This is a genomic window from Streptomyces sp. NPDC054796 (assembly GCF_053611545.1).
On sequence record NZ_JBSHAO010000003.1, the window covers coordinates 155923 to 175644 of the forward strand.

Annotated in this window: 18 protein-coding genes; 7 read left to right on the forward strand and 11 right to left on the reverse strand. The window is 73.1% G+C overall.

What is annotated here, in order from left to right:
• Positions 1 to 7: 7 nt before the first annotated feature.
• On the forward strand, positions 8 to 730 hold the full coding sequence (locus tag ACWGJ2_RS03940; RefSeq protein ID WP_453344337.1) for an ABC transporter permease subunit: 723 nt from the start codon (positions 8 to 10) through the stop codon (positions 728 to 730).
• A gap of 194 nt (positions 731 to 924) precedes the next feature.
• Here the strand turns inward: ACWGJ2_RS03940 and ACWGJ2_RS03945 are convergent, their stop codons facing one another.
• Both ACWGJ2_RS03945 and ACWGJ2_RS03950 read right to left on the reverse strand, forming a co-directional pair.
• Positions 925 to 2253, reverse strand: a complete 1329-nt coding sequence (locus ACWGJ2_RS03945) for a CynX/NimT family MFS transporter (RefSeq protein WP_453344338.1) — start codon at positions 2251 to 2253, stop codon at positions 925 to 927.
• 166 nt (positions 2254 to 2419) lie between these two features.
• Complete coding sequence (locus ACWGJ2_RS03950; RefSeq protein WP_453344339.1) at positions 2420 to 3106, reverse strand: FadR/GntR family transcriptional regulator; 687 nt, start codon at positions 3104 to 3106, stop codon at positions 2420 to 2422.
• A gap of 242 nt (positions 3107 to 3348) precedes the next feature.
• Here ACWGJ2_RS03950 and pheA point away from each other — a divergent pair, with 242 nt between their 5' ends.
• The 4 genes from pheA to ACWGJ2_RS03970 all read left to right on the forward strand — a co-directional run bounded on the left by pheA (position 3349) and on the right by ACWGJ2_RS03970 (position 7647).
• Complete coding sequence (gene pheA / locus ACWGJ2_RS03955; protein ID WP_453344340.1) at positions 3349 to 4278, forward strand: prephenate dehydratase; 930 nt, start codon at positions 3349 to 3351, stop codon at positions 4276 to 4278.
• Positions 4279 to 4897: 619 nt separating this feature from the next.
• Positions 4898 to 6175, forward strand: a complete 1278-nt coding sequence (gene serS, locus ACWGJ2_RS03960; protein WP_453344341.1) for a serine--tRNA ligase — start codon at positions 4898 to 4900, stop codon at positions 6173 to 6175.
• 26 nt (positions 6176 to 6201) lie between these two features.
• Positions 6202 to 7041 carry an HAD family hydrolase gene (locus tag ACWGJ2_RS03965; protein ID WP_453344475.1) on the forward strand — a complete coding sequence of 280 codons (840 nt, stop codon included), beginning with the start codon at positions 6202 to 6204 and terminating at the stop codon, positions 7039 to 7041.
• Between the two features lie 138 nt (positions 7042 to 7179).
• Complete coding sequence (locus tag ACWGJ2_RS03970; RefSeq protein WP_453344342.1) at positions 7180 to 7647, forward strand: MarR family winged helix-turn-helix transcriptional regulator; 468 nt, start codon at positions 7180 to 7182, stop codon at positions 7645 to 7647.
• Positions 7648 to 7688: 41 nt separating this feature from the next.
• On the opposite strand, the gene ACWGJ2_RS03975 is transcribed toward ACWGJ2_RS03970, so the two are convergent.
• Positions 7689 to 8687: a helix-turn-helix transcriptional regulator gene (locus tag ACWGJ2_RS03975; protein WP_453344343.1), complete on the reverse strand. Its 999-nt coding sequence runs from the start codon at positions 8685 to 8687 to the stop codon at positions 7689 to 7691.
• A 119-nt stretch (positions 8688 to 8806) separates the two neighbouring features.
• On the opposite strand from ACWGJ2_RS03975, the gene ACWGJ2_RS03980 reads away from it, so the two are divergent.
• Positions 8807 to 9460, forward strand: coding sequence for a TIGR03086 family metal-binding protein (locus ACWGJ2_RS03980; RefSeq protein ID WP_453344344.1), 654 nt, complete (start codon positions 8807 to 8809; stop codon positions 9458 to 9460).
• A 40-nt stretch (positions 9461 to 9500) separates the two neighbouring features.
• Here ACWGJ2_RS03980 and ACWGJ2_RS03985 read toward each other — a convergent pair whose 3' ends face one another.
• From ACWGJ2_RS03985 to ACWGJ2_RS04020, 8 genes are all read right to left on the reverse strand, one after another.
• Positions 9501 to 10607 carry a hypothetical protein gene (locus tag ACWGJ2_RS03985; RefSeq protein WP_453344345.1) on the reverse strand — a complete coding sequence of 369 codons (1107 nt, stop codon included), beginning with the start codon at positions 10605 to 10607 and terminating at the stop codon, positions 9501 to 9503.
• A 4-nt stretch (positions 10608 to 10611) separates the two neighbouring features.
• Positions 10612 to 11976 carry a cytochrome P450 gene (locus ACWGJ2_RS03990; protein ID WP_453344346.1) on the reverse strand — a complete coding sequence of 455 codons (1365 nt, stop codon included), beginning with the start codon at positions 11974 to 11976 and terminating at the stop codon, positions 10612 to 10614.
• Positions 11977 to 12237: 261 nt separating this feature from the next.
• On the reverse strand, positions 12238 to 13497 hold the full coding sequence (gene efeB, locus ACWGJ2_RS03995) for an iron uptake transporter deferrochelatase/peroxidase subunit (protein WP_453344347.1): 1260 nt from the start codon (positions 13495 to 13497) through the stop codon (positions 12238 to 12240).
• 148 nt (positions 13498 to 13645) lie between these two features.
• Complete coding sequence (locus ACWGJ2_RS04000; protein ID WP_453344348.1) at positions 13646 to 15637, reverse strand: copper resistance protein CopC; 1992 nt, start codon at positions 15635 to 15637, stop codon at positions 13646 to 13648.
• Positions 15638 to 15648: 11 nt separating this feature from the next.
• Positions 15649 to 16164, reverse strand: coding sequence for a copper chaperone PCu(A)C (locus ACWGJ2_RS04005; protein ID WP_453344349.1), 516 nt, complete (start codon positions 16162 to 16164; stop codon positions 15649 to 15651).
• Positions 16161 to 16865, reverse strand: coding sequence for an SCO family protein (locus ACWGJ2_RS04010; protein WP_453344350.1), 705 nt, complete (start codon positions 16863 to 16865; stop codon positions 16161 to 16163). Before ACWGJ2_RS04010 ends, ACWGJ2_RS04005 begins: the two co-directional genes overlap by 4 nt.
• Before the next feature lie 123 nt (positions 16866 to 16988).
• On the reverse strand, positions 16989 to 17723 hold the full coding sequence (locus tag ACWGJ2_RS04015; RefSeq protein WP_453344351.1) for a YcnI family copper-binding membrane protein: 735 nt from the start codon (positions 17721 to 17723) through the stop codon (positions 16989 to 16991).
• 265 nt (positions 17724 to 17988) lie between these two features.
• Positions 17989 to 18900 (reverse strand): hypothetical protein, encoded by a 912-nt coding sequence (locus ACWGJ2_RS04020; protein WP_453344352.1) that lies wholly within the window; start codon positions 18898 to 18900, stop codon positions 17989 to 17991.
• A gap of 227 nt (positions 18901 to 19127) precedes the next feature.
• Here ACWGJ2_RS04020 and ACWGJ2_RS04025 point away from each other — a divergent pair, with 227 nt between their 5' ends.
• The gene (locus ACWGJ2_RS04025; RefSeq protein WP_453344353.1) at positions 19128 to 19682 is read left to right on the forward strand and encodes an ATP-binding protein; all 555 of its coding nucleotides are present in this window, start codon (positions 19128 to 19130) and stop codon (positions 19680 to 19682) included.
• The last annotated feature ends 40 nt before the right edge of the window (positions 19683 to 19722 follow it).

Below are 19722 nucleotides of genomic sequence, written 5' to 3' on the forward strand. Positions count from 1 at the left end.
ACGAGTGATGTTCGATCCGACTGTCGCCCGGCTCACCTACCGGGCCCTGCTGGGCAAGCGCAGGGCACTGATCCTGTGCGCGCTGCCGCTTCTGCTGCTCGTCGTCGCCGTCGCCGTGCGCGGCCTGGTCGGCGCTGACGACGCGGTGACCACCGAACTCCTGGGCGGGTTCGCGCTCGCCACGATGGTTCCGCTGATCGGCGTCATCGCCGGTACGGGCGCGATCGGCCCGGAGATCGACGACGGCTCCGTCGTCTATCTGCTGGCCAAGCCCCTGAAGCGGCCCACCATCATCGTCACCAAGCTGATCGTGGCCATCGGCATCACGGTCGCCTTCTCCGCGGTGCCCACACTGATCGCCGGGTTCGTCCTCAACGGCAACAGCCAGCAGATCGCGGTGGCCTACGCGGTCGCCGCCGCCGTGGCCTCGGTCGCCTACAGCGCGCTGTTCCTGCTGCTGGGCACCGTCTCGCGGCACGCGGTCGTCCTGGGCCTCGTCTACGCGCTGATCTGGGAGGCGCTCTTCGGCAGCCTGGTGCCGGGTGCGCGGACGCTGTCCGTGCAGCAGTGGGCCCTGTCGCTGGCCGAGAAGACGGCGGGCAGCGGCGCGCAGATCACGTCCGAGGTGGGGCTGCCCACCGGTCTGGTGCTGCTGGCCGTGGTGACCCTCGGGGGCACCTGGCTCGCGGCCCAGAAGCTGCGCTCCCTGACGCTGGCCGGGGAGGAGTGAGGCCCTCGCGCCCACACCCGCGCCCGTAGTGGACCGCCGCGCCCGCCTCCTCCCCCCCCTCGGCGGGCGCGGCCCCTACGGGCGGGGCGGTGGGGCGGACGTCCGCGCGGCGCGGCGGCCCGCGCGGGGCCGGGGCGGGCACGGGGCCGCGCGCCATGCCCCGTACGCGGATCGCCCCGCCCGTCGCGTGCGTTCTACGCGGCGCCCAGCTTCTTGTCCCGCCCCGCGCCGAGGCCGAGCGCCATCAGGCCCGCGCAGACGGCCAGCATCAGCACGATGGGCACGGTCCAGCCGCCCGTCGCGTCGTGGACGGCGCCCAGGGCCAGCGGGCCCACGGCGGCGAGCAGATAGCCCCACGTCTGGGCCATGCCCGAGAGCCGCGCCGCCGTGTGCGCGTCCCGCGTGCGCAGCACCATCATCGTCAGCGCGAGCCCCAGCGTGCCGCCCTGGCCGACGCCAAGCAGCGCCGCCCAGACCCAGGCACCGGCCACCGGCGCCACCAGGAGCCCCGCGACGCCCGCCGCCATCAGCAGCACGACGGCGACGGCCAGCAGCCGCTGGTCGCGCATCCGCCCGGCCAGCGTCGGCACGATGAACGAGCCCACCATCTGCACCAGGGTGCTGAACGCGAAGACGAGCCCCGCCGTGGTGCGGCTCATGCCGTTGTCCGTGAAGATCGTCGGCATCCAGGCGATGGTCACGTACGCGATGAGCGACTGCGACCCCATGAAGAGGGTCACCTGCCACGCCAGCCCGGACCGCGCGAGTCGCACGGACTCGCGGCCGCCATCGGCGCCGCTCCCGGGGCCCGCGCCCGTCGCGGGCATCCGCTCGGCCGCCGCCTCCCCGTGCCGCACGCCCCTGCGCGCGAGCACGGTCTGCGGCACCCACACCAGCGCGGCCACGGCCGCCAGCACCGACCACGAGACCAGCGAGCCCTGCCAGCCGCCCAGCGCGCGCTCCAGGGGAACGGCGGCGGCGGCCGAAACGGTCGCGCCCAGGATCATCGCCGTCGAGTACAGCGCGGTCATCCCGGCGGCCCGCTCGGGGAAGTCCCGCTTGATCAGGCCGGGCATCAGCACGTTCAGCAGCGCGATGCCCGTGCCCACCACGGCGCACCCGCCGAACAGCGCGGCGACGGGCGGCGCGATCCGCAGCACGATGCCGCACGCGAGCAGCACCAGCGCGCCCAGGAGCACGGCCTCGGTGCCCCAGCGTCGCGCCAGCTTCGGCCCCAGGGGCGAGGCCAGGCCCATGAAGACCAGCGGAATGGTCGTGACCAGGCTGCTCGTGGTCGCGGTGAGCCCGAAGTGGCCGCCGATCTCCCCGAGCACGGGCGAGACCCCGGCCAGCGCGGCACGCATGTTGAGCGACGCGAGCACGATGCCGACGAGGAGAAGCCAGGGGTGCGCCGTACGCAGCCGCTTCCTGGCCTCGGCCACGGCGGGGACCGGTGCCAGGTCCTCCTCGGCGTCGATCAGTTCGGCCTCTATGAGCCCTTCCTGATGAGGGTGTGGGGACATACGGAGACTGCCTCTTTCCAGTGGTGCTCGGAGAAGGAGGGCTGTGGCGACGCTGCCACGCCGGAGAAGGGAGAAATGGGGATCGGAGAAAGAAAGGGAGCGCCGGAAAGCCGGAGAGGCCACGAAAGGCGGTGGGTGCCGGAAAGGCGGACCCGGCGGTGCGCGGTCACCCCTCGGCGAGCAGCGCGTCGACCGCCCGTTTCGGTACGTCCAGCAGCGCCCGCGCCGTCCGCTCGGCCGCCTCGGGGTCGCCGGAGGCGATGGCGTCGACGAGGGCCTCGTGCGGACCGTCGTCGATGAACGGCATCCGCTCGTCGCTCAGCGAGGTGACGAGCGCCTCGCGCACGGAGGAGCTGAACCAGCGGTACGTCGCGCTCAGCGCCGCGTTGTGCGCGGCCTCGACGACGGCGATGTGGAAGTCCACGTCGTAGTCGGCGTACAGCTCGTGCTGCCGCTCCAGGCCCCGCTGCGCCGCCAGGATCTCCCGCATCCGCGCGATGTCGGCGGGCTCGTGGCGCAGCGCGGCGAGCCGGGCGCCCTCGGCCTCCAGGGCGATGCGCAACTCCAGCACGTCCCGTACCCCGGCACGCTGCACGCCCCGCATGATCTCGCCGGGGTCGGCGCAGGAGACGACGAAGGTGCCCTCGCCCTGGCGCGAGCGGAGCATCCCGGCATGCACGAGGACGCGCACGGCCTCGCGGACCGTGTTGCGGCCGACCTGGAGCTGTTCGGCGAGGGCGTGCTCGGTGGGGATGCGGTCGCCGACCGCCCACTCGCCCGCGGTGAGCTGGGCCCGCAGCGCGTCGACGACCGTGTCGACCAGGGACTGACGTCCCGCTGCCCGCAGTGCCATGCCGCTCTCCTCGCTCGTGGTGTCCGGGCCGGGTCCCGGCCCGGGACCGGGGGGCTCGCGCCCGTCGTCCCGTGATCATGTTGGGCGGGATTCACCCGGTTGCCCAGTCATCCTACAACTGTTCGCCTCCCGAACCTCACGGGGCCCGGCGGCCCCGCTCCGGCCGGCCTCTTCCCGCGGCCCCGTGGCCCGGTACGTGAGACGGACGGCGGGGGCTTCGGGCCCCCGACTACCGTTGCCGTATGTCACCTGCGAGCCGTTACACGTATCTCGGTCCCGAGGGGACCTTCACCGAGGCCGCCATCCGCACCCTGCCGGAGGCGGCCACGCGTGAGCTGGTCCCGATGGTGTCGGTGCCCGCCGCACTGGACGCCGTACGGAACGGGGAGGCCGCCGCCGCGCTCGTACCGATCGAGAACTCCGTCGAGGGCGGCGTCACCGCGACGCTCGACGAGCTGTCGGGCGGACGCCCGCTGATGATCTACCGCGAGGTGCTGCTGCCCATCGCCTTCGCGCTGCTGGTGCGGCCGGGGACGACGCTGGACGACGTGAAGACGGTGACGGGCCACCCCGTGGCCCAGCCGCAGGTGCGGCGCTGGATGGGGGAGAACCTGCCGGAGGCGGTGTGGGAGTCTGCGGCCTCCAACGCGGACGGCGCGCGCCTCGTGCAGGAGGGCAGGTACGACGCGGCCTTCGCCGGTGAGTTCGCGGCTGCCACCTACGGGCTCGAACCGCTGGTGACGGACATCCACGACGCGGAGAACGCGGAGACGCGCTTCGTGCTGGTGGGACGCCCCGCGCGCCCGGCCGCGCCCACGGGCGCCGACAAGACCTCCGTCGTCTTCTGGCTGCGCGAGGACCACCCGGGCGCACTGCTGGAGCTGCTCCAGGAGTACTCGGCGCGCGGGGTCAACATGATGCGCATCGAATCGCGGCCGACCGGCGAGGGCATCGGCCGCTACTGCTTCTCCGTCGACTGCGAGGGCCACGTTTCGGACCGGCGCGTCGGCGAAGTGCTGATGGGGCTCAAGCGGGCGTGCGACCGGGTGCGCTATCTGGGCTCGTATCCGCGGGCCGACGAGGTGCGCCCGGAACTGCGGCACGGGACGACGGACGAGGAGTTCGTGGAGGCCGCCGACTGGCTGACGCGCTGCCTCGACGGACGGGTCTGAGGGCACCCCGGACGGGCGGGCCCAAAGGGCGCCGCCCGGAGACCGCCCGGAGACCGCCCGGGCGTGCCGCCAGGGACTCCACAGAGTTATCCACAGGGGTGTGGGGCGACCTGTGCATAAGTCGACAGACGAATCGGACAGTGTCGACAAACCCGCATGGAGACCGCAGAGTCCTCCACAGCACCGCACCTCCATCCTCGTCACGCCAATTCCCCCGATCAACTCTTTGGAGTGAGCCAATCCCGCTCGAATGAGTGTGTAGCGACGGTTTGAACCGGGAATTCTGTGCCAGCCGGAAATCCGGGCGGAACGAGCCGTTCAATTTCCACAGGCGGAGAGCGGGCCCTGTGGAAAACACAGGGAAAGCCCCCCAGGCTGTGGATAAGTTTTCGCCGCCCTGCCCGGACCCCCGCTTCGCCCTCCGCCCCAACTCCCTTCGCCGGCAGGCCAGATCGGTCCGCCACCATGCCGCGAGTGCCCCTTTCGAGCGGGTCGGGGAATTCGTCTTGACGCATTCCCCGGAATTGGCAATGCATCACAAAACGGGCAAAAACCCCCACCGGTGAGGCCGCGTGTTATCCGGTCGAGGCCCGCTCGGGCTCCCCGGTACCCTGGCGGGGTGATTGACCTTCGCCTGCTCCGTGAGGACCCCGACCGAGTGCGCGCCTCCCAGCGCGCCCGTGGAGAGGACGTCGGCATCGTCGACGCCCTGCTCTCCGCCGACGAGCGGCGAAGGACGTCCAGCGTCCGCTTCGACGAACTGCGCTCCGAGCAGAAGCAGCTCGGCAAGCTCATCCCCAAGGCCACGGGCGACGAGAAGGCGGAGCTGCTCCAGCGCGCGGGCGAGCTGTCCGCCGCGGTCAAGGCGGCCGACGCCGAGCAGAACGAGGCGGCGGAGGAGACCCAGCGACTGCTGCGCGGCCTCGGCAACCTCGTCCACCCGGACGTCCCTGTCGGCGGCGAAGAGGACTTCACCGTCCGCGAGACGATCGGCACCCCGCGCGATTTCGCGGCCGAGGGCTTCGAGCCCCGCGACCACCTGGAGCTGGGCCAGCTCCTCGGCGCCATCGACACCGAGCGCGCCGCCAAGGTCTCAGGCTCGCGTTTCTACTACCTCACCGGCGTCGGCGCGCTCCTGGAGCTGGCGCTCGTCAACGCGGCCGTCGCCCAGGCCACGGCCGCCGGGTTCACGCCGATGCTGACGCCCGCGCTCGTGAAGCCGCAGGCCATGGAGGGCACCGGCTTCCTCGGCCAGGCCGCGCAGGACGTGTACCACCTGGAGAAGGACGACTTCTACCTCGTCGGCACCTCCGAGGTCCCCCTCGCCGGCTACCACATGGACGAGATCCTCGACGCCGAGCAGCTCCCCCTGCGCTACGCCGCCTTCTCGCCCTGTTTCCGGCGCGAGGCGGGCTCGTACGGCAAGGACACCCGCGGCATCTTCCGGGTCCACCAGTTCGACAAGGTGGAGATGTTCTCCTACGTCGCGCCCGAGGACTCGGAGGCCGAGCACCTGCGGCTGCTGGAGTGGGAGAAGCAGTGGCTGACGGGTCTGGAGCTGCCGTTCCAGGTGATCGACGTGGCCACCGGCGATCTCGGCTCCTCGGCGGCGCGCAAGTACGACTGCGAGGCGTGGATCCCGACCCAGGGCAAGTTCCGCGAGCTGACGTCGACCTCGGACTGCACCGAGTTCCAGTCGCGGAGGCTGTCGATCCGCATGCGCGAGGGCAAGAAGGTACGGCCGCTGGCCACCCTGAACGGCACCCTGTGCGCGGTGCCCCGCACGATCGTCGCGCTGCTGGAGAACCACCAGCAGGCCGACGGCTCCGTGCGCGTCCCCGAGGTGCTGCGCCCGTATCTGGGCGGACGCGAGGTCCTGGAGCCGGTCGCGAAGTGAGCGCCCCCGCCTCCTCCCCCGCGCCCCTGCCGGCGCCTCGCACCGGTTCGTCCGACGGTGACGGTGCCTTCCCGTACCGCCTCGTCGCGACCGACCTCGACGGCACACTGCTGCGCGGCGACGACACGATCTCGCCGCGCACGCGCGAGGCGCTGAAGGCGGCGTGCGCGCGCGGCGCCGCGCACATCGTCGTCACCGGCCGCGCCGTGCCCTGGACCAGGCACGTGCTGGAGGACCTCGGCTACGAGGGGCTGGCCGTCTGCGGCCAGGGCGCGCAGGTCTACGACGCGGGCGAGCGGCGGCTGCTCACTTCCATGACGCTGGACCGGCAGCTCGCCGGAGTGGCCCTGGCCAAGATCGAGGCCGAGGTCGGGCCGCTCGCGCTGGCCGCCTCGCGCGACGGCATGGACGGCGAGGTGCTGGTGGGCCCCGGCTATCGCGAGCACGAGGCGTCGACGCTGCCCAGCGTGCCGTTCACGGACCCGGCCGTGCTGTGGGCGGAGCCCCTGAACAAGCTCTACATCCAGCACCCCACCCTCGGCGACGACGACCTCGCGACGGCCGCGCGCTCCGCCGTCGGCGATCTCGTGGGCGTGATCATGGCGGGCGAGGGCGTCGTCGAGCTGCTGCCGCTGGGCCTCAGCAAGGCGAAGGGGCTCGCGCTGGCCGCGCGCAGGCTGGGCGTGACGGCCGCGGACACGATCGCCTTCGGCGACATGCCCAACGACCTGCCGATGTTCGCCTGGGCGGCGCACGGCGTCGCCATGGCCAACGCGCACCCCGAGCTGCTGGCCGTCGCGGACGAGGTCACCTCGTCGAACGACGAGGACGGCATCGCCGAGGTCCTGGAGCGGATGCTCGGCTGAGCGTGCCCGGCCGAGCGTGCCCGGCCGAGCGGTGCGGGGCCGGAGGGCCGGGGTCCGGTTGAGAATGAGCCGTACGGGTGACGTCGGCCAGGGGGCGTCGGGGCATGTCGCGGCCCTTCGCCCTCGTACGCTGACCGCATGGGCACGCGGTGGCTGAACAACGAGGAACAGGCGGCGTGGCGGGCGTTTCTGGGCGCCTCGCAGCGCGTACGGGAGTCGCTGGACCGACAGTTGCAGCGCGACGCGGGGATGCCGCACGCCTACTACCTGATCCTGGCGATGCTCTCGGAGGCGGACCGCCGCACGCTGACGATGACCGAGCTGGCGCGGCGCACGCGTTCGTCGCCGAGCAGGCTGTCGCACGCCGTGGCCAAGCTGGAGGACAAGGGCTGGGTGAGCAGGGGCCGCCACTCGGGGGACCACAGGACGACGCTGGCGACGCTCACCGACACCGGGTTCACCGAACTGGAGGCGACGGCTCCAGGCCATGTGGAGCAGGCGCGGCTCTCCCTCTTCGATCACCTCACACCGGAGCAGGTCGGCCAACTGCACGAGATCTGCCGCGCCGTGCTCGCCGGTTCCGACGACGGGCCGCTGCCGAGCTGACCGTCGGCGCGAGTACGGGTACGGGTACGCGTCCTCCGTCGTCACGCGTCCAGCCCGTCGTCCTCGTAGAGGCGCGTGACAGAGGCGGCGGCGCGGGCGAGTTCGGCCCGCGCCTCGGGCGGGCCCAGCACCTCGATCTCCGTGCCGAACTGGAGCAGTTGCCGTACGGCGCGCAGTACGGCCAGGTCCAGCTCGACGTCGACGGTGTCCGTCGCGCCCTCGCCCTCGCCTTCGCCCTCGTCCGGCATCCCCACCAGGGCCGGGCCCATGATGCGGGCGAACATGTCGAGACGGCTCCTGCGCACCCGCACGCAGAGCCGCACCTGCGTGGGCCGTTCCTCGACCTGACGGCGCAGCCCCTCCCACGCGTCCTCCAGCTCCACGCCTTCCCTGCGCCGCACGGGCGCGTCCATGACCTCGGCGGAGGCGACGCGGTCGGCGCGGAAGAGCTGGGCGCGGCCCCTGCGGTCGGCGACGAGATACCAGGTGCCCGCCTTGGAGACCAGGCCGTACGGGTCGACGGTGTAGGTGCGGTGGCGGGTCTCGCCGCCGTGGCGGTAGCGCAGGCGCAGGCGCCGGTCGGCGAAGACCGCCGTGTGCAGGGTGTCGAGGTCGACGGCCGAGCGCGGCCCGGCGCGCCAGCGTTCGGGGTCGACGAGGATGCGGCGGCTGGTGAGTTCGGCCGCGGGGCGGTGCGGCGCGGGCAGCGCCGCCATCACCTTGCGCAGCGCCGAGCCGAGCGCGCCCTCCAGCCCGAGCGCCGAGTGCGCGCCCTGCGCCGTCCTGGCGGTGAGGACGAACAGCGCCCGCGCCTCGTCGGACGTGAGCCCCGTGACGTCCGTGCGGAAGCCGGGGAGCAGGGCGATGCCGCCGTGCCGCCCGCGCTCGGCGTAGACGGGGACGCCGGTGGCGGAGAGCGCCTCGATGTCGCGGTAGATGGTGCGCGTGGACACCTCAAGGCGCCGCGCCAGCTCGTCCGCGTTGACGCGGCCACGGGTCTGGAGCAGCAGGAGGATGGAGAGCAGCCGGTCGGATTTCACGCTTCCCAGGGTGCCGCGAAAACCTGACGGCCGTTGTCAGGTTATTGCTCCAGGCTGCTCACGCGGCCGGGGATTCCCGGCCGTGGAACCGGAAAGCACCGACCGGAGAGTGAGCCGCCATGACCGCAGAAGTGAACGCCCCCGCGCCCCAGGCCCCCGCGCCCCAGGACCACAGGGCGGACCCGCGCCCCCTGTACGCGCGGACCTCGGCCCGGCTCGCCGAGCTGATCGCGGCCGTGCCGAGGGAGCGGATGGGTGCCGCGACCCCGTGCGAGGAGTTCGACGTACGGGCACTGATCGCGCACCTCGTGGAGGGCATGCACGGCGTCGCCCTCGTCGCGGAGGGCGGCACCAAGGGCGCCGCCGTCTCCGTGGCACCGGCCGACGACGGGGACGCCGCCGCCTGGGCGGCCGAGTACGAGAAGGCCGGCGCGCTGGCGCTCGCCGCCTGGGAGGACGACGCGAAGCTGGACGCCCCCATGACCGTGCCCTGGGGCACGGTGCCGGGCCGGGCCGCGCTCGCGGGCTTCGTCATGGAGAACGTCACCCACATCTGGGACTTGGCGCAGGCCCTGGACACGGAGATCGGACTCGACTCCGGGCCGGGGGAGTTCGCGCTCGCCGTCGCCCGCCTGGCCGTGGGCGAGGAGCGCAGGGGAGAGGGCGTCCCGTTCGGCCCGGTGCGCGAGGCGCCCGACGGCACCGACGTCTACGGGCAGTTGGCGGCCTGGCTCGGACGCCGCACGGACTGGGCGGCGCGGACAGGCCGTTGAGGCCGCCCGCAGACGTGTCCCCACCGGCTCCGACGGACCGCTAACGGCCCGTCAGGACATCGTCCACGACGTTGGACAGGGTGCCGTTCATGGGCAGGCGGGTCATGTGGCGGCGTTCGACGTAGCGGTCCACGAGGCGGGCGTAGGAGAGGGAGACGCGGGAGTAGCGGTCGTAGACGGTGGTGGGGAAGTCGGTGGCGTCCTGGAAGCGGGCGGTCAGGCGCAGGAACGTGCGGTGGAGTCCGGTGCGGTGCCGCACGTTCTCCTGATCGTGTCTGCCAGGGCGTTCACCGAAGTTGGTGGGCTCCTTCACGCCGACCCCGTACTGGTCCTTGGAGATGTCCATGCCGAGGGTCTGGGCCACGCCGGCCGCGACGAAGGCCGCCTGGTCGCGCCCGTCGAAGGGGAGGCGGAAGTAGTAGGCGATCAAGTGCATGACGGGCAGGGTCTCGGCCGCGTAGGTCCGCACGATGCTCGCGCGCAGGACGTCCGGCTCGCGGACGTACGCCTGTATGGCGTCGAAGCCGTCCGGCGGTGCCAGCCCGGGGCCTGCGGTGGCCCACTTCTCGTGGAACTGGATGCGCGCGCTGAACAGCGTCTCCTGGTAGGCGTGGTCGAGCCAGCGCGCGTCCCGGTCGCCGCCCAGCGTCTTCACCCGGTCCAGCACCTCGCCCAGGCTCTCGTCCCCGATCCGGTGCACGCCGCCCGCCACGTCCTGCGGCGGTACGACGGTGTCGTCCAGTACCGCCAGCAACGCCACCGCCTTGGCCATCGCGTGCCACAGCGGGTCCTGCCGATAACCGGCCAGCCACAGGGTGAGCCACTGCACGGCGTCGCGGACGATGTACCGGTGCACGTCCTCCAGCGACGTGTCGCCCTTGCGGGTGCAGATCAGCTCGGCCGGTCCGGCCGACTCCAGCCATGCGGCGAAGGCACGCCCCTCCGCGCCGCTCCGGTACGCCTCGTCGGTGGCGTCGAGCAGCGCGAGCCGCTCCCGGCGGCACGTGCGCTCGGTCTCCAGCAGCTCGGCGCCGTCCAGCGGCTCGGGCGTGTCCTCCGGGAGGAACCGGGTCAGCCCCCGCAACTGGGCGTCGCGCGCCCGCGCGGTGCCGAACAGGCCGGTCTCGCTCAGGTGGAAGTCCAGCATCAGTTCAGCTCTCCTGGTCGGGCGGTCGGACGGCTGTTCGCGGAGTGAGGGTCATCGGCAGCGCGTCGGGGTGGATCTGCGCGTCCGCCACGGCGCGGACGCGGTGTCCCGGCGCGGGGCGCAGATGCCAGCGCGTGGTGACGGCGGAGAGCACCGCGAGCATCTCGGCCCACGCGAAGCCGTCGCCGATGCACTTCCTGTTGCCCGCGCCGAAGGGCAGGTAGGCGGCTCGGGGCAGGTTCTTCTCGGGCCTGGTCAGCCAGCGGTCGGGGTCGAAGCGCAGCGGGTCGGGGAAGAGGCCGGGATCGCGGTGCAGCGTCGCGGCGCTGTAGACGACCTCGGCCCCGCGCGGGATCTCGTACCGCCCGACGCGCACGGTCTCCAGCGCGCGCCGCCCCATGAACCACAGCGGCTGGTACAGGCGCAGCACTTCCTGGACGAACCGCGCGGTGTACGGGAGCGCGTCGGGGGTGACGGCCCCGGGTCCGGGCCCCGGCCCGGCCGCCCGCGCCTCCTCGGCGATCCGGTCGGCCATCGCCGGTTCGCGGGCGAGCACGTGCAGGGCCCACGCCAGGGTCGTCGCCGTCGTCTCGACGCCCGCGACGAGGAAGGTGAGCATCTCGTCGCACGCTTCCTCGTCGGTCATGCCGCCCTCGTGCGCGAGCATGAGCGCGAGGACGCCGTGGTTCTCCGGGTTCTCGCGGGCCTGCCGTACGGCCGACTCGGCGAGCCGGCGCAGGGCCGTGGCCGAGGCCAGGAACCTCCGGCGTTCTGGTGTCGGCAGGGCGGCCAGCGCGGGCGGCAGGATGGTGGCCCGGAGCACGCCGCGCACGAGAATCCCGAGGTCGTCGCTGACGCGCGCGCCCAGGTTCTCGATGGCCTGCCCGGTCTTCGACCCCTCGGCGCCCTCGGCGACGGGGAAGAGCGTCGGCACCAGCAGCGCGACGGCCAGCTCGCGCATCTCACGCTCCATGGCCATGACCCGCCCCGGCCGCCAGCCTGCCACCCGCGCTCCGGCGACCTCCGTGAACGTCGCCGCGTACCCCGCGACCCGCTCCCGGTGGAACGCGGGCTGCATGGCGCGCCGCTGCCGGAGGTGGAAGGGCCCGTCGGACGATGCCAGTCCGTTGCCGATGTACGGCCTGACGCGATCGAAGAGCATGCCCTTGCTGAACTTGCCGCTCTGGGCCACCAGCACGTCGTGAATGGCCTCGGGGGCGTTGAGCACGTAGAACGCGCGCCGCCCCAGCCTCATCCCGACGATGTCGCCGTGCTCCCGCAGCCCCTGCAAGAACGCCGTCCGCCCCCGCGCCAGCCCGAGCAGATGCCCCAGCAGCGGCACCGCACCGGGCGCGAGAGGAACCCCCACTCCTGGTCCGCCCACTCCTGGTCCGCCCACCCCTGTCCCGCCCACCCGTGTCCCGTTCAACCCCGAGCCCTCCCCGACCCGCGACCTGACACCACCTGATCCGAACCAAAACGTTTCAGGCGTTTCCGATCACCGTAGCGACGGCAAGACCCCACGCAGCACACGCGTTTCAGCCGTTTCAGGTGATTACTGGCGTGACAGGACCCGTTGCCTTTCTTCGGGACATGTGGTCACCGGCTCTGCCCCCCCTCTATCCCTCCCCTATCCCTCCAGCAGCCGCTGCCCCACGTACTCGCCCTTCCCCGGCCCGCCCGGCACCGCGAACAGGGCGCTGGCCTCGTGCCGGATGAAGCGGGAGAGGGCGTCGCCGCGGTCGAGTTTGCGCTGGACAGGGACGAAGCCGCGCAGCGGGTCGGCCTGCCACGCGATGAACAGCAGCCCCGCGTCGGGCGCGCCGTCGTCGCGGAAGCCGTCGTGGTACGAGAAGGGACGGCGCAGCATCGCGGCGCCGCCGTTGGTGTCCGGTGAGGTGACGCGGACGTGCGCGTCGGCGGCGATCACGGGCGAGCCGTCAGCCGACCGCTTGTCCAGGTCGGGTTCCGTGTCCTCGGAGCCGCCCGTGAGCGGGGCGCCGTCGGACTTGCGGCGGCCGATGACGCGCTCCTGCTCGGCCGGCGACTGCTTGTCCCAGTCGTCGAGCAGCATGCGGATGCGGCGTACGACGGCGTACGAGCCGTGCGCCATCCACGCGGGCGTGCCGGAGGCGGGGACGAAGACGCGCGCGTCGAAGTCCTTCTCGCCGGGCTTGGGGTTGTTGGAGCCGTCGACCTGGCCCATCAGATTGCGGACCGTCATGGGGTGGGAGGTCGCGCCGGGGGAGCGGTTGAAGCCGTTCATCTGCCAGCGCAGCTTCGCCGTCTCCCCGGCCTCCCGCTGGAGCGCGCGCAGCGCGTGGAAGGCGACCAGCGCGTCGTTCGCGCCGATCTGCACCCACAGCTCGCCGTCCGAGCGGTCCTTGTCGAGCGCGTCGGCCGAGAACTCCGGCAGCGGTGCCAGCTCGGTCGGCAGCTGGTCCTTCAAACCCGTACGGGAGAAGAAGGCGCGCCCGAAACCGAAGGTCACGGTGAGGGAGGAGGGGCCCGCGTCCAGGGCGATGCCCGTGTCGTGGCCGCCGCCCTGCGCCTCGCCCTCCATCAGCTCGCGCGCCGTCGCCGACCAGCGCCGCAGCAGCGCGGCGGCCTGCTTGCGCCCCGCGCCGGGCGCGAGGTCGAACGCGGCGAGATGGCCGTGTGCCTGCTGCGGGGTGAGGATGCCCGCCTGGTGGGTGCCGTGGAACGGCACCCGGGTGGCGCCGAGCGAGGTCAGGGCCGTGGGCGGCTCGTCCCGTACGGCGGCGCTCGCGACCGCGCCGCCGGTCGCGCCGACCGCCAGCCCCGCCGCGCCCGCCGCGCCGACGGTGCCCAGCAGGCGGCGGCGGGAGACGGTGCGGGGTTCGAGCGGTTCGTGGTCGTGCTGGGTCATGAGGTGCGGGCCTTCGGGTGCGGGTCGGTACGGGGAGCGGTAAGGGGTTCGGTGGGCGCCGGGCGTGTGGCGGTCCGGGTGGCCCTGGCGGTGCGGGTGGGCCTGGCGGTCCGGGCGGTGCGGGCGGTGCGGAACGTACGCGTCCGGCTCATCCCACCCTCACCGTCCTGTTCTCGGTCACCTGGTCGATGTCCGACGTACGGACGGTCACGGCCACCTTCCAGCGCCCCGCCATGGGCAACTGGACCCCGGTGGCGGCCCAGTGGCCGTTCTCGCCCGCCACCGGTTCCAGGGTGACGGGGATCGGGCCGATGTCCTTGGCGGGCAGCGTGAGGGAGACCTTCACCTCGGGGACGGACAGGGGCGTCCCCTCCGGGTCGGTGGTGAGGAGGTGGAGGGTGTTGTCGCCCGTACGGCCTGGGTCGAGCTGGAGTGAGGCGGTGCCCTTGCCGCGCTCGCCGCCCGTGTCGAACGGTACGTCGAGTTCGACGGGTCCGCCGCGCTCGGCCGGTGCCCCCGCCGAGCCGTTGCCCGCCGCGCGCGCCGCCTCTTCCGTACGGCCCGGCTCCGTGCCCGTCAGCACCGTCGTCACGGCGAGCAGCACGACGGCGATGCCCGCCTCGACGAGGACCGAGCGGCGCAGGCCCGCGTGTACGGGGTCGGCGTCGCGCGTCTTCTTGCGGCGGGCGGCGTCCATGGCGGTGCGCTGACGGGCGAGTTGCGCGGCGCGCTTCGGGTCGGCGGGTTCGGGCTCCGGTTCGGGCTCCGGTTCGGGCTCGGGCTCGGTCCGCTCCCGCTCGGGCTCCCGCCCCTGCGAGGACCCCAGCCTCGCCGTCCACCGCCGCGATATCCAGGCGATGCCGACCAGCAGCGCCACGAGGCCCACCTTGACGATCAGGAGCTGCCCGTACGACGTACCGGTCAGCGCGCTCCAGGAACCGACCTGGCGCCAGGACTGGTAGAGCCCCGTCGCGGCGAGCACCGTCACGCTCCAGAACGCGAGCCGCGAGAAGCGCAGCACGGCGGCGCGCTCGATCGGCGGACCCCAGTAGAGGGCGGCCAGCAGCGCGGCGAGCCCGCCCAGCCAGGTGGCCACCGCGAGGAGGTGGACCACGTCGACGGGCATGGCCAGACCCGTCTGGATCCCGGTGGAGGCGTGCTCGGCCATGGCCCACGTCGCGCCGAGACCGGCGGCCACCACCGTGCCGCCCAGGCCGAGACCGAAGACGAGGTCACGCCGCGAGGAGCTGTCCCGGTCACGCGCGTAGGCCCCGAACAGCACCGAGACGAACAGCGCCGAGGCCCCGAGCAGCAGCAGCCGCGAGACCAGCGCCGCTCCCGGCTTCGTCCCGACGGCGTCGCGCAGTCCGCCCAGGTCGAGCGCGTCCGCCAGCTCCCCCGACCCCGTATAAGGGGTGCGCAGGAACAGCATCAGCAGCGTGGCCGCCGTCAGCGTCACCCAGCCCGTGAGCACGAGCCGCTGCACGGGCCGCACCGTCGCGCCGCGCGGCCAGCACGCCAGGACGAAGGCGGCGCCGCCGATGAGCAGCACGAAGCCCGCGTAGGCGGCGTAGCGCCCGATCCCGTGCAGCACCCCCACCGTGCCGCCCCCGGCGTCCGCGTTCTGCTCGGGCACGGCGGCGGTGGTCTCTGAGGGGGCGCCGATGGAGAAGGTGAACGCGCCGGAGACGGGGTGGCTGTCGGCGGAGACGGCCTGCCAGGCGACGGTGAACGTGCCGTCCGGCAGCCCGGACTTGAGCCCGACGCCGCGCTTGACGGTGCTGCCCCCCGAGCCGCCGCCCGCGTCGTCGGCGCCGCCCAGGTCGCGCACGGTGCCCTCGTCGACCCGCTTGCCGCGCGGGTCCAGCACGCGGATCGAGCCGTCGGACATCGCGACGCCCTCGGAGAAGCTCAGCGTGACCTCTTCGGGCGCGCTGTCCACGACGGAGCCCTCGGCCGGGCTGCTGCCCGTGAGCGCGGCGTGCGCCGAGGCGGGCGTGGCGGTGCCGAGCGCCACGGGCAGGCTCAGGAGCACGCCGAGCAGCAGGGCGAGCAGCACGGCGGCCCGGCGTGTCCGCCGCCCCCGGGACGGGGAGCCCGGAGGGTACGGGTGGCCGGAGCGGGTGTCGGTGAGCAGCACGCGTCAGTCCCTCATTTCCCGCTGGATTCCCCGCTGGACTTCCCGGTGGTCCCGTCCGGCACGTAGTTCGTGGACTCGACGGGCACCGAGACCTTCATGGCACCGGACTTCTCGAAGCGCAGCGTCACGGACACCTTCTCGCCCTTGGCCGGCTTGTGTTCGAGGCCGAGGAACATCAGATGGTTCCCGCCCCTGCCGAGCCTCAGCTCGCCGTTCGCGGGCACCTTCAGCGACTTCACCCGCTCCATCTTCTGCCCGACGGTGCGGTGGATCTCGGCTTCCTTTGCGACGTCGCTGCTGACGGAGGTCAGCTTGTCGGCCTCGTCGCCGCTGTTGGTGACGGTGAGGAAGCCGCCCGCCATGGTGTCGGTGACGGGCTGCGGCATATAGGCGCCGCTGACCTTCAGTTCCGGTTTCGCTTCCGCCGCGCAGCCCGTGAGGGCGAGGGCGAGGGTGAGCGCGAGGGCGCTCGCGCCCGCGAGGGCGGGGAGGCGGCGTACGGGGGTCACGGGGTCTGCGGTGCTCACGGGTTCTGCCCCTTGATGATCTTCGGAAGCTCCTTCTCCAGGATCTCCGGCGAGGTGTTGCCCTCGGTGTAGAGGACGTGGGCCTTGTCGTCCTTGGGCGAGAAGGCCACCACCTGCGCGCCGTGCGTCGAGACGATGTCGCCGTTCTTCTTCTTGTACGCGGGGTCGATGTTGATGCCGAGGCCGCGCGCGCCCGCCTGGATGGTGTCGAAGTCGCCGGTCAGGCCGGTGAACGACGGGTCCTGGGCGCGCAGCCAGCGGCCGAGTTCCTTCGGGGTGTCGCGCTCGGGGTCGGAGGTGACGAAGACGACCTGGAGCTTCTTCTGCTCGTCCTTCGGCAGTTTCGACTTGGCGATGGCGATGTTGCTCATCGTCAGCGGGCAGACGTCGGGGCAGTGCGTGTAGCCGAAGTACAGCAGCACGGGCTTGCCCTTGGTCTTCTCGATCAGGTCGTACTCCTCGCCCTTGGTGTCGGTGAGGGTGAGGTCCGGCTTCTCGAAGGGGCGGTCGAGCACGACGCCGCCCTTCTTCTGCGGCTCGACGGAGGCGGCGGGTCCTTCGGCGGCCGGGTCCTTCGAGCCGTCGTCCGAGGAGCCGCAGCCCGCGAGGACGAGCACGGCGGCGGCGCAGGCCGCGGTGGCGGCGGCGAGGGCCCGCGGGCCGCGCCGCGTGCCGGTCGTGTGGGTGGTGCGCTTGCGCATGGGGGTCTTGGCTTTCCCTGGGGTGCGGGCGGTACGGGGCGGCTGGCTACGGCCCCGTGGTCACCGTCCCGGTTCCGGTTGGAGTTCCGGTTTTGGTCCCGGCTGCGGTTCCGACGCGTCCGGTCACGCGGAGCGCCTGCGTCCGGCGAGCACGCCGAAGGCGACGCCCGCGACACCGACGACGATCCCGACGACGCCGAGCACGCGCGCCGTCGTGTCCGTACCGCTCGCGTCGTCACCGGAGGCGGCGACCGACTCCTCGTCGTCCGCGTGCTTGCCGTCGTCTCCGCTGTCGCCGTGGCCGTCCTCGTCCTCGGCGGCGGGCGTCAGCTTGAGGACGGGCGCCGGGTTCTCGGGCTCGGGCTGCCCCTCCTCCGGCTCCTCGATCCAGCGCACGACCTCCTTGTTGTCGTACGTCTGGAGCGCCTTGAAGACGAGCTGGTCCTCGTCCTCCGGGAGCTGTCCGAGGGAGACGGGGAACTGCTGGAACTGGCCGGGCTCGATCTTCCCGCCGGTCCAGGTCACCTTGGTGACGGCCTCCGTGATCTTCTCGCCGTGCATCTCGATCGGCTTGTCCAGCTTGGACTTGGTGACGTCCACGTCCCAGCCCGGCACCGGCTGCGGCATGACCGAGGCGAGCGGGTGGTCGGTGGGGAGGGTGACTTCGAGCTTGGTGGTCGAGGCGTTGTCGCGCTCGTTGGGCACCTTGAAGTTGACGGTGCCGAAGCCGCCTTGCTCGGCCTCCTGCGGATCGACGCTGACGTGCGCGGACGCGGGTCCGGCGCACAGGACGACGGCGGCGAGCGCTGAGACGGCGAGGGCGCCGACGGCCGCGACGTCGCGGCGTGAGGTCTTCATCTGTGGGTGCTCCCGACAGGGCAGGGCGGACCGGTCGTGGTCCGCGGACTGAAGTCGACGGACGCGTACGCGTACGCGGGCACACGCGGAGGCGGGCACGCGGCGGTACGCGAGGGGTGGGAAGGAAAGGGACACAGGGGCGCGGCGCGTCCGGGCGCGCACGGCCACCCGCCCGGTCCGCTCCTCCCCTCCTGTCTCGTTCCGGTCCGTTCCGGTGACCCGTACGGGAGCTGGAGCTGAGAGCTGGGGCGCGGTGCGTCGTGCGTCAGGCCGCGAGCGCGAACACATCCGCCGTGCGCGGCGGCCCGCGCCGGTGCACGGAGTGCTGGAGGAGCGCCGAAGCGGGCGCGCTCTCGTCCCGCTCCCCCTCCGCGCGCGCCCACGCCGGGGCCTGGGGAAGCAGCCCGGCGCGCAGTGCCCGTACCCAGGCGAGCGCCGTACGCAGCGCCCTTACGGGCAGCAGCCGCGCCGCCGCGGGCACCGCCGACTCGGCGGAGAGCCTGACCAGCCGCCACAGCGCGGCCTCACCGCGGCGCAGCAGCCAGCCGAGCGCGAGCGCGGCGAGCAGATGGCCCAGCAGCATGGGGCCGTCGAGCAGGGAGAGCGCGGCGCGCGCCGCGTCGCGCAGGCACTCCAGCGGGGTGCCGACAGCCGGCCCGGCCGACAGCGCGCTGCCCGCCGCTTCGGCGCCGCCGTGCCCGGCGTGCCCCGCGTGCCCCAGGTGCGCGGCGCCCGAGGCGCCCGCCTGCCCGGCCTGCTGCGTCAGATGCCCCGCGGACAGCCCGGCGTCGGAGACGACGCGCCGTGCCTCGGACTCGCTCAGGGAACCGGCGGCGTGCTCGTTGCACAGCAGCTTCTCCGCCAGCGCCACCACACCGCCGTCGCTCCCGGCGCCCCCGCTGCCGGAAGAAGCACGGGGGACGGGCTGCCGACCGCAGGCGAAGAGGGTGTGCAGCGCGAGCTGTCCCACCGCCAGAAGCGCCGCGATGCCGGGCAGCGACCGCTCGCGCCCGGCGAGCGGCGCGGCCACGGCGAAGACGACGGCGCAGCCGAGGCCCAGCGACCAGAGGGGGACAACGCGCCCGCCGACGAGGACGTGCCCGGCGGCGGACAGCGCGACGCAGACCGCGGTGAACACCGCGGCCCGCAGCAGTCTGAGATCCGCCCCGGCAGTCATGGCGGCGCCATCATCTCACCGGAGTGCCGCCGTGGACCCGGCAGGGTACGAAGGGTACGAAGGTGCTCCCGTGGCGATCTGCCGCTCATGTGGGTTCAGAGCCTCGTCCGAATGAGCGGCATCACGCCGACGACGGGCGTAGCGCGGGCCGGGCGCGGCAATACGTATCGGTATGGCCGGGGCGGCCTCGTGGCCAACCGTCGAGCCGTGGCCTGGGAGGTCGGGACATGAGCATGTGGTGGTCCCTCCAGCTGAGGCGCGAGGCGGCAAGTGTGCCGCTCGCCCGGAGGCTGCTGCTGGGCGCGATGGAGACGGCGGGGGTCGATCCGGAGATCTCCTACGACCTGTCACTCGCCCTCACCGAGGCGTGCGCCAACGCGGTCGAGCACGGTACGGGCGAGTCGGGCGCGGACCGGTCCGGCGCCGACGGACCCGGCGTCGAACCCTGCGGCGGCGAGCCGGGCCGCACGGGCGAGCGCCCTGACGACGCGTACCGCGTCACCGCCTATCTCGACGGCGACCGCTGCCGCATCGAGGTGGCGGACACCGGCCCTGGATTCGGCCGTCGCGGGAAATCGGGGAAACCCGGGCCCCCGGACCGCGCCGCCGTGGACGCGGAGGACGGCCGGGGGCTCTTCCTCATCGAATCCCTGGCCGACCACGTCCGCTTCCGCGACCACGCGGACTGCGGTGGCGGCGCGGTCGTCAGCTTCGACAAGACGCTCAAGTGGCGCGGCGGCCGGGGTGTCGAGGACGCGGGCGCGCTGCTGAAGGCGTCCTGAGCACCCGCCCCCCGCCCCCCGCCCCCTGCTCCCGTTCCCG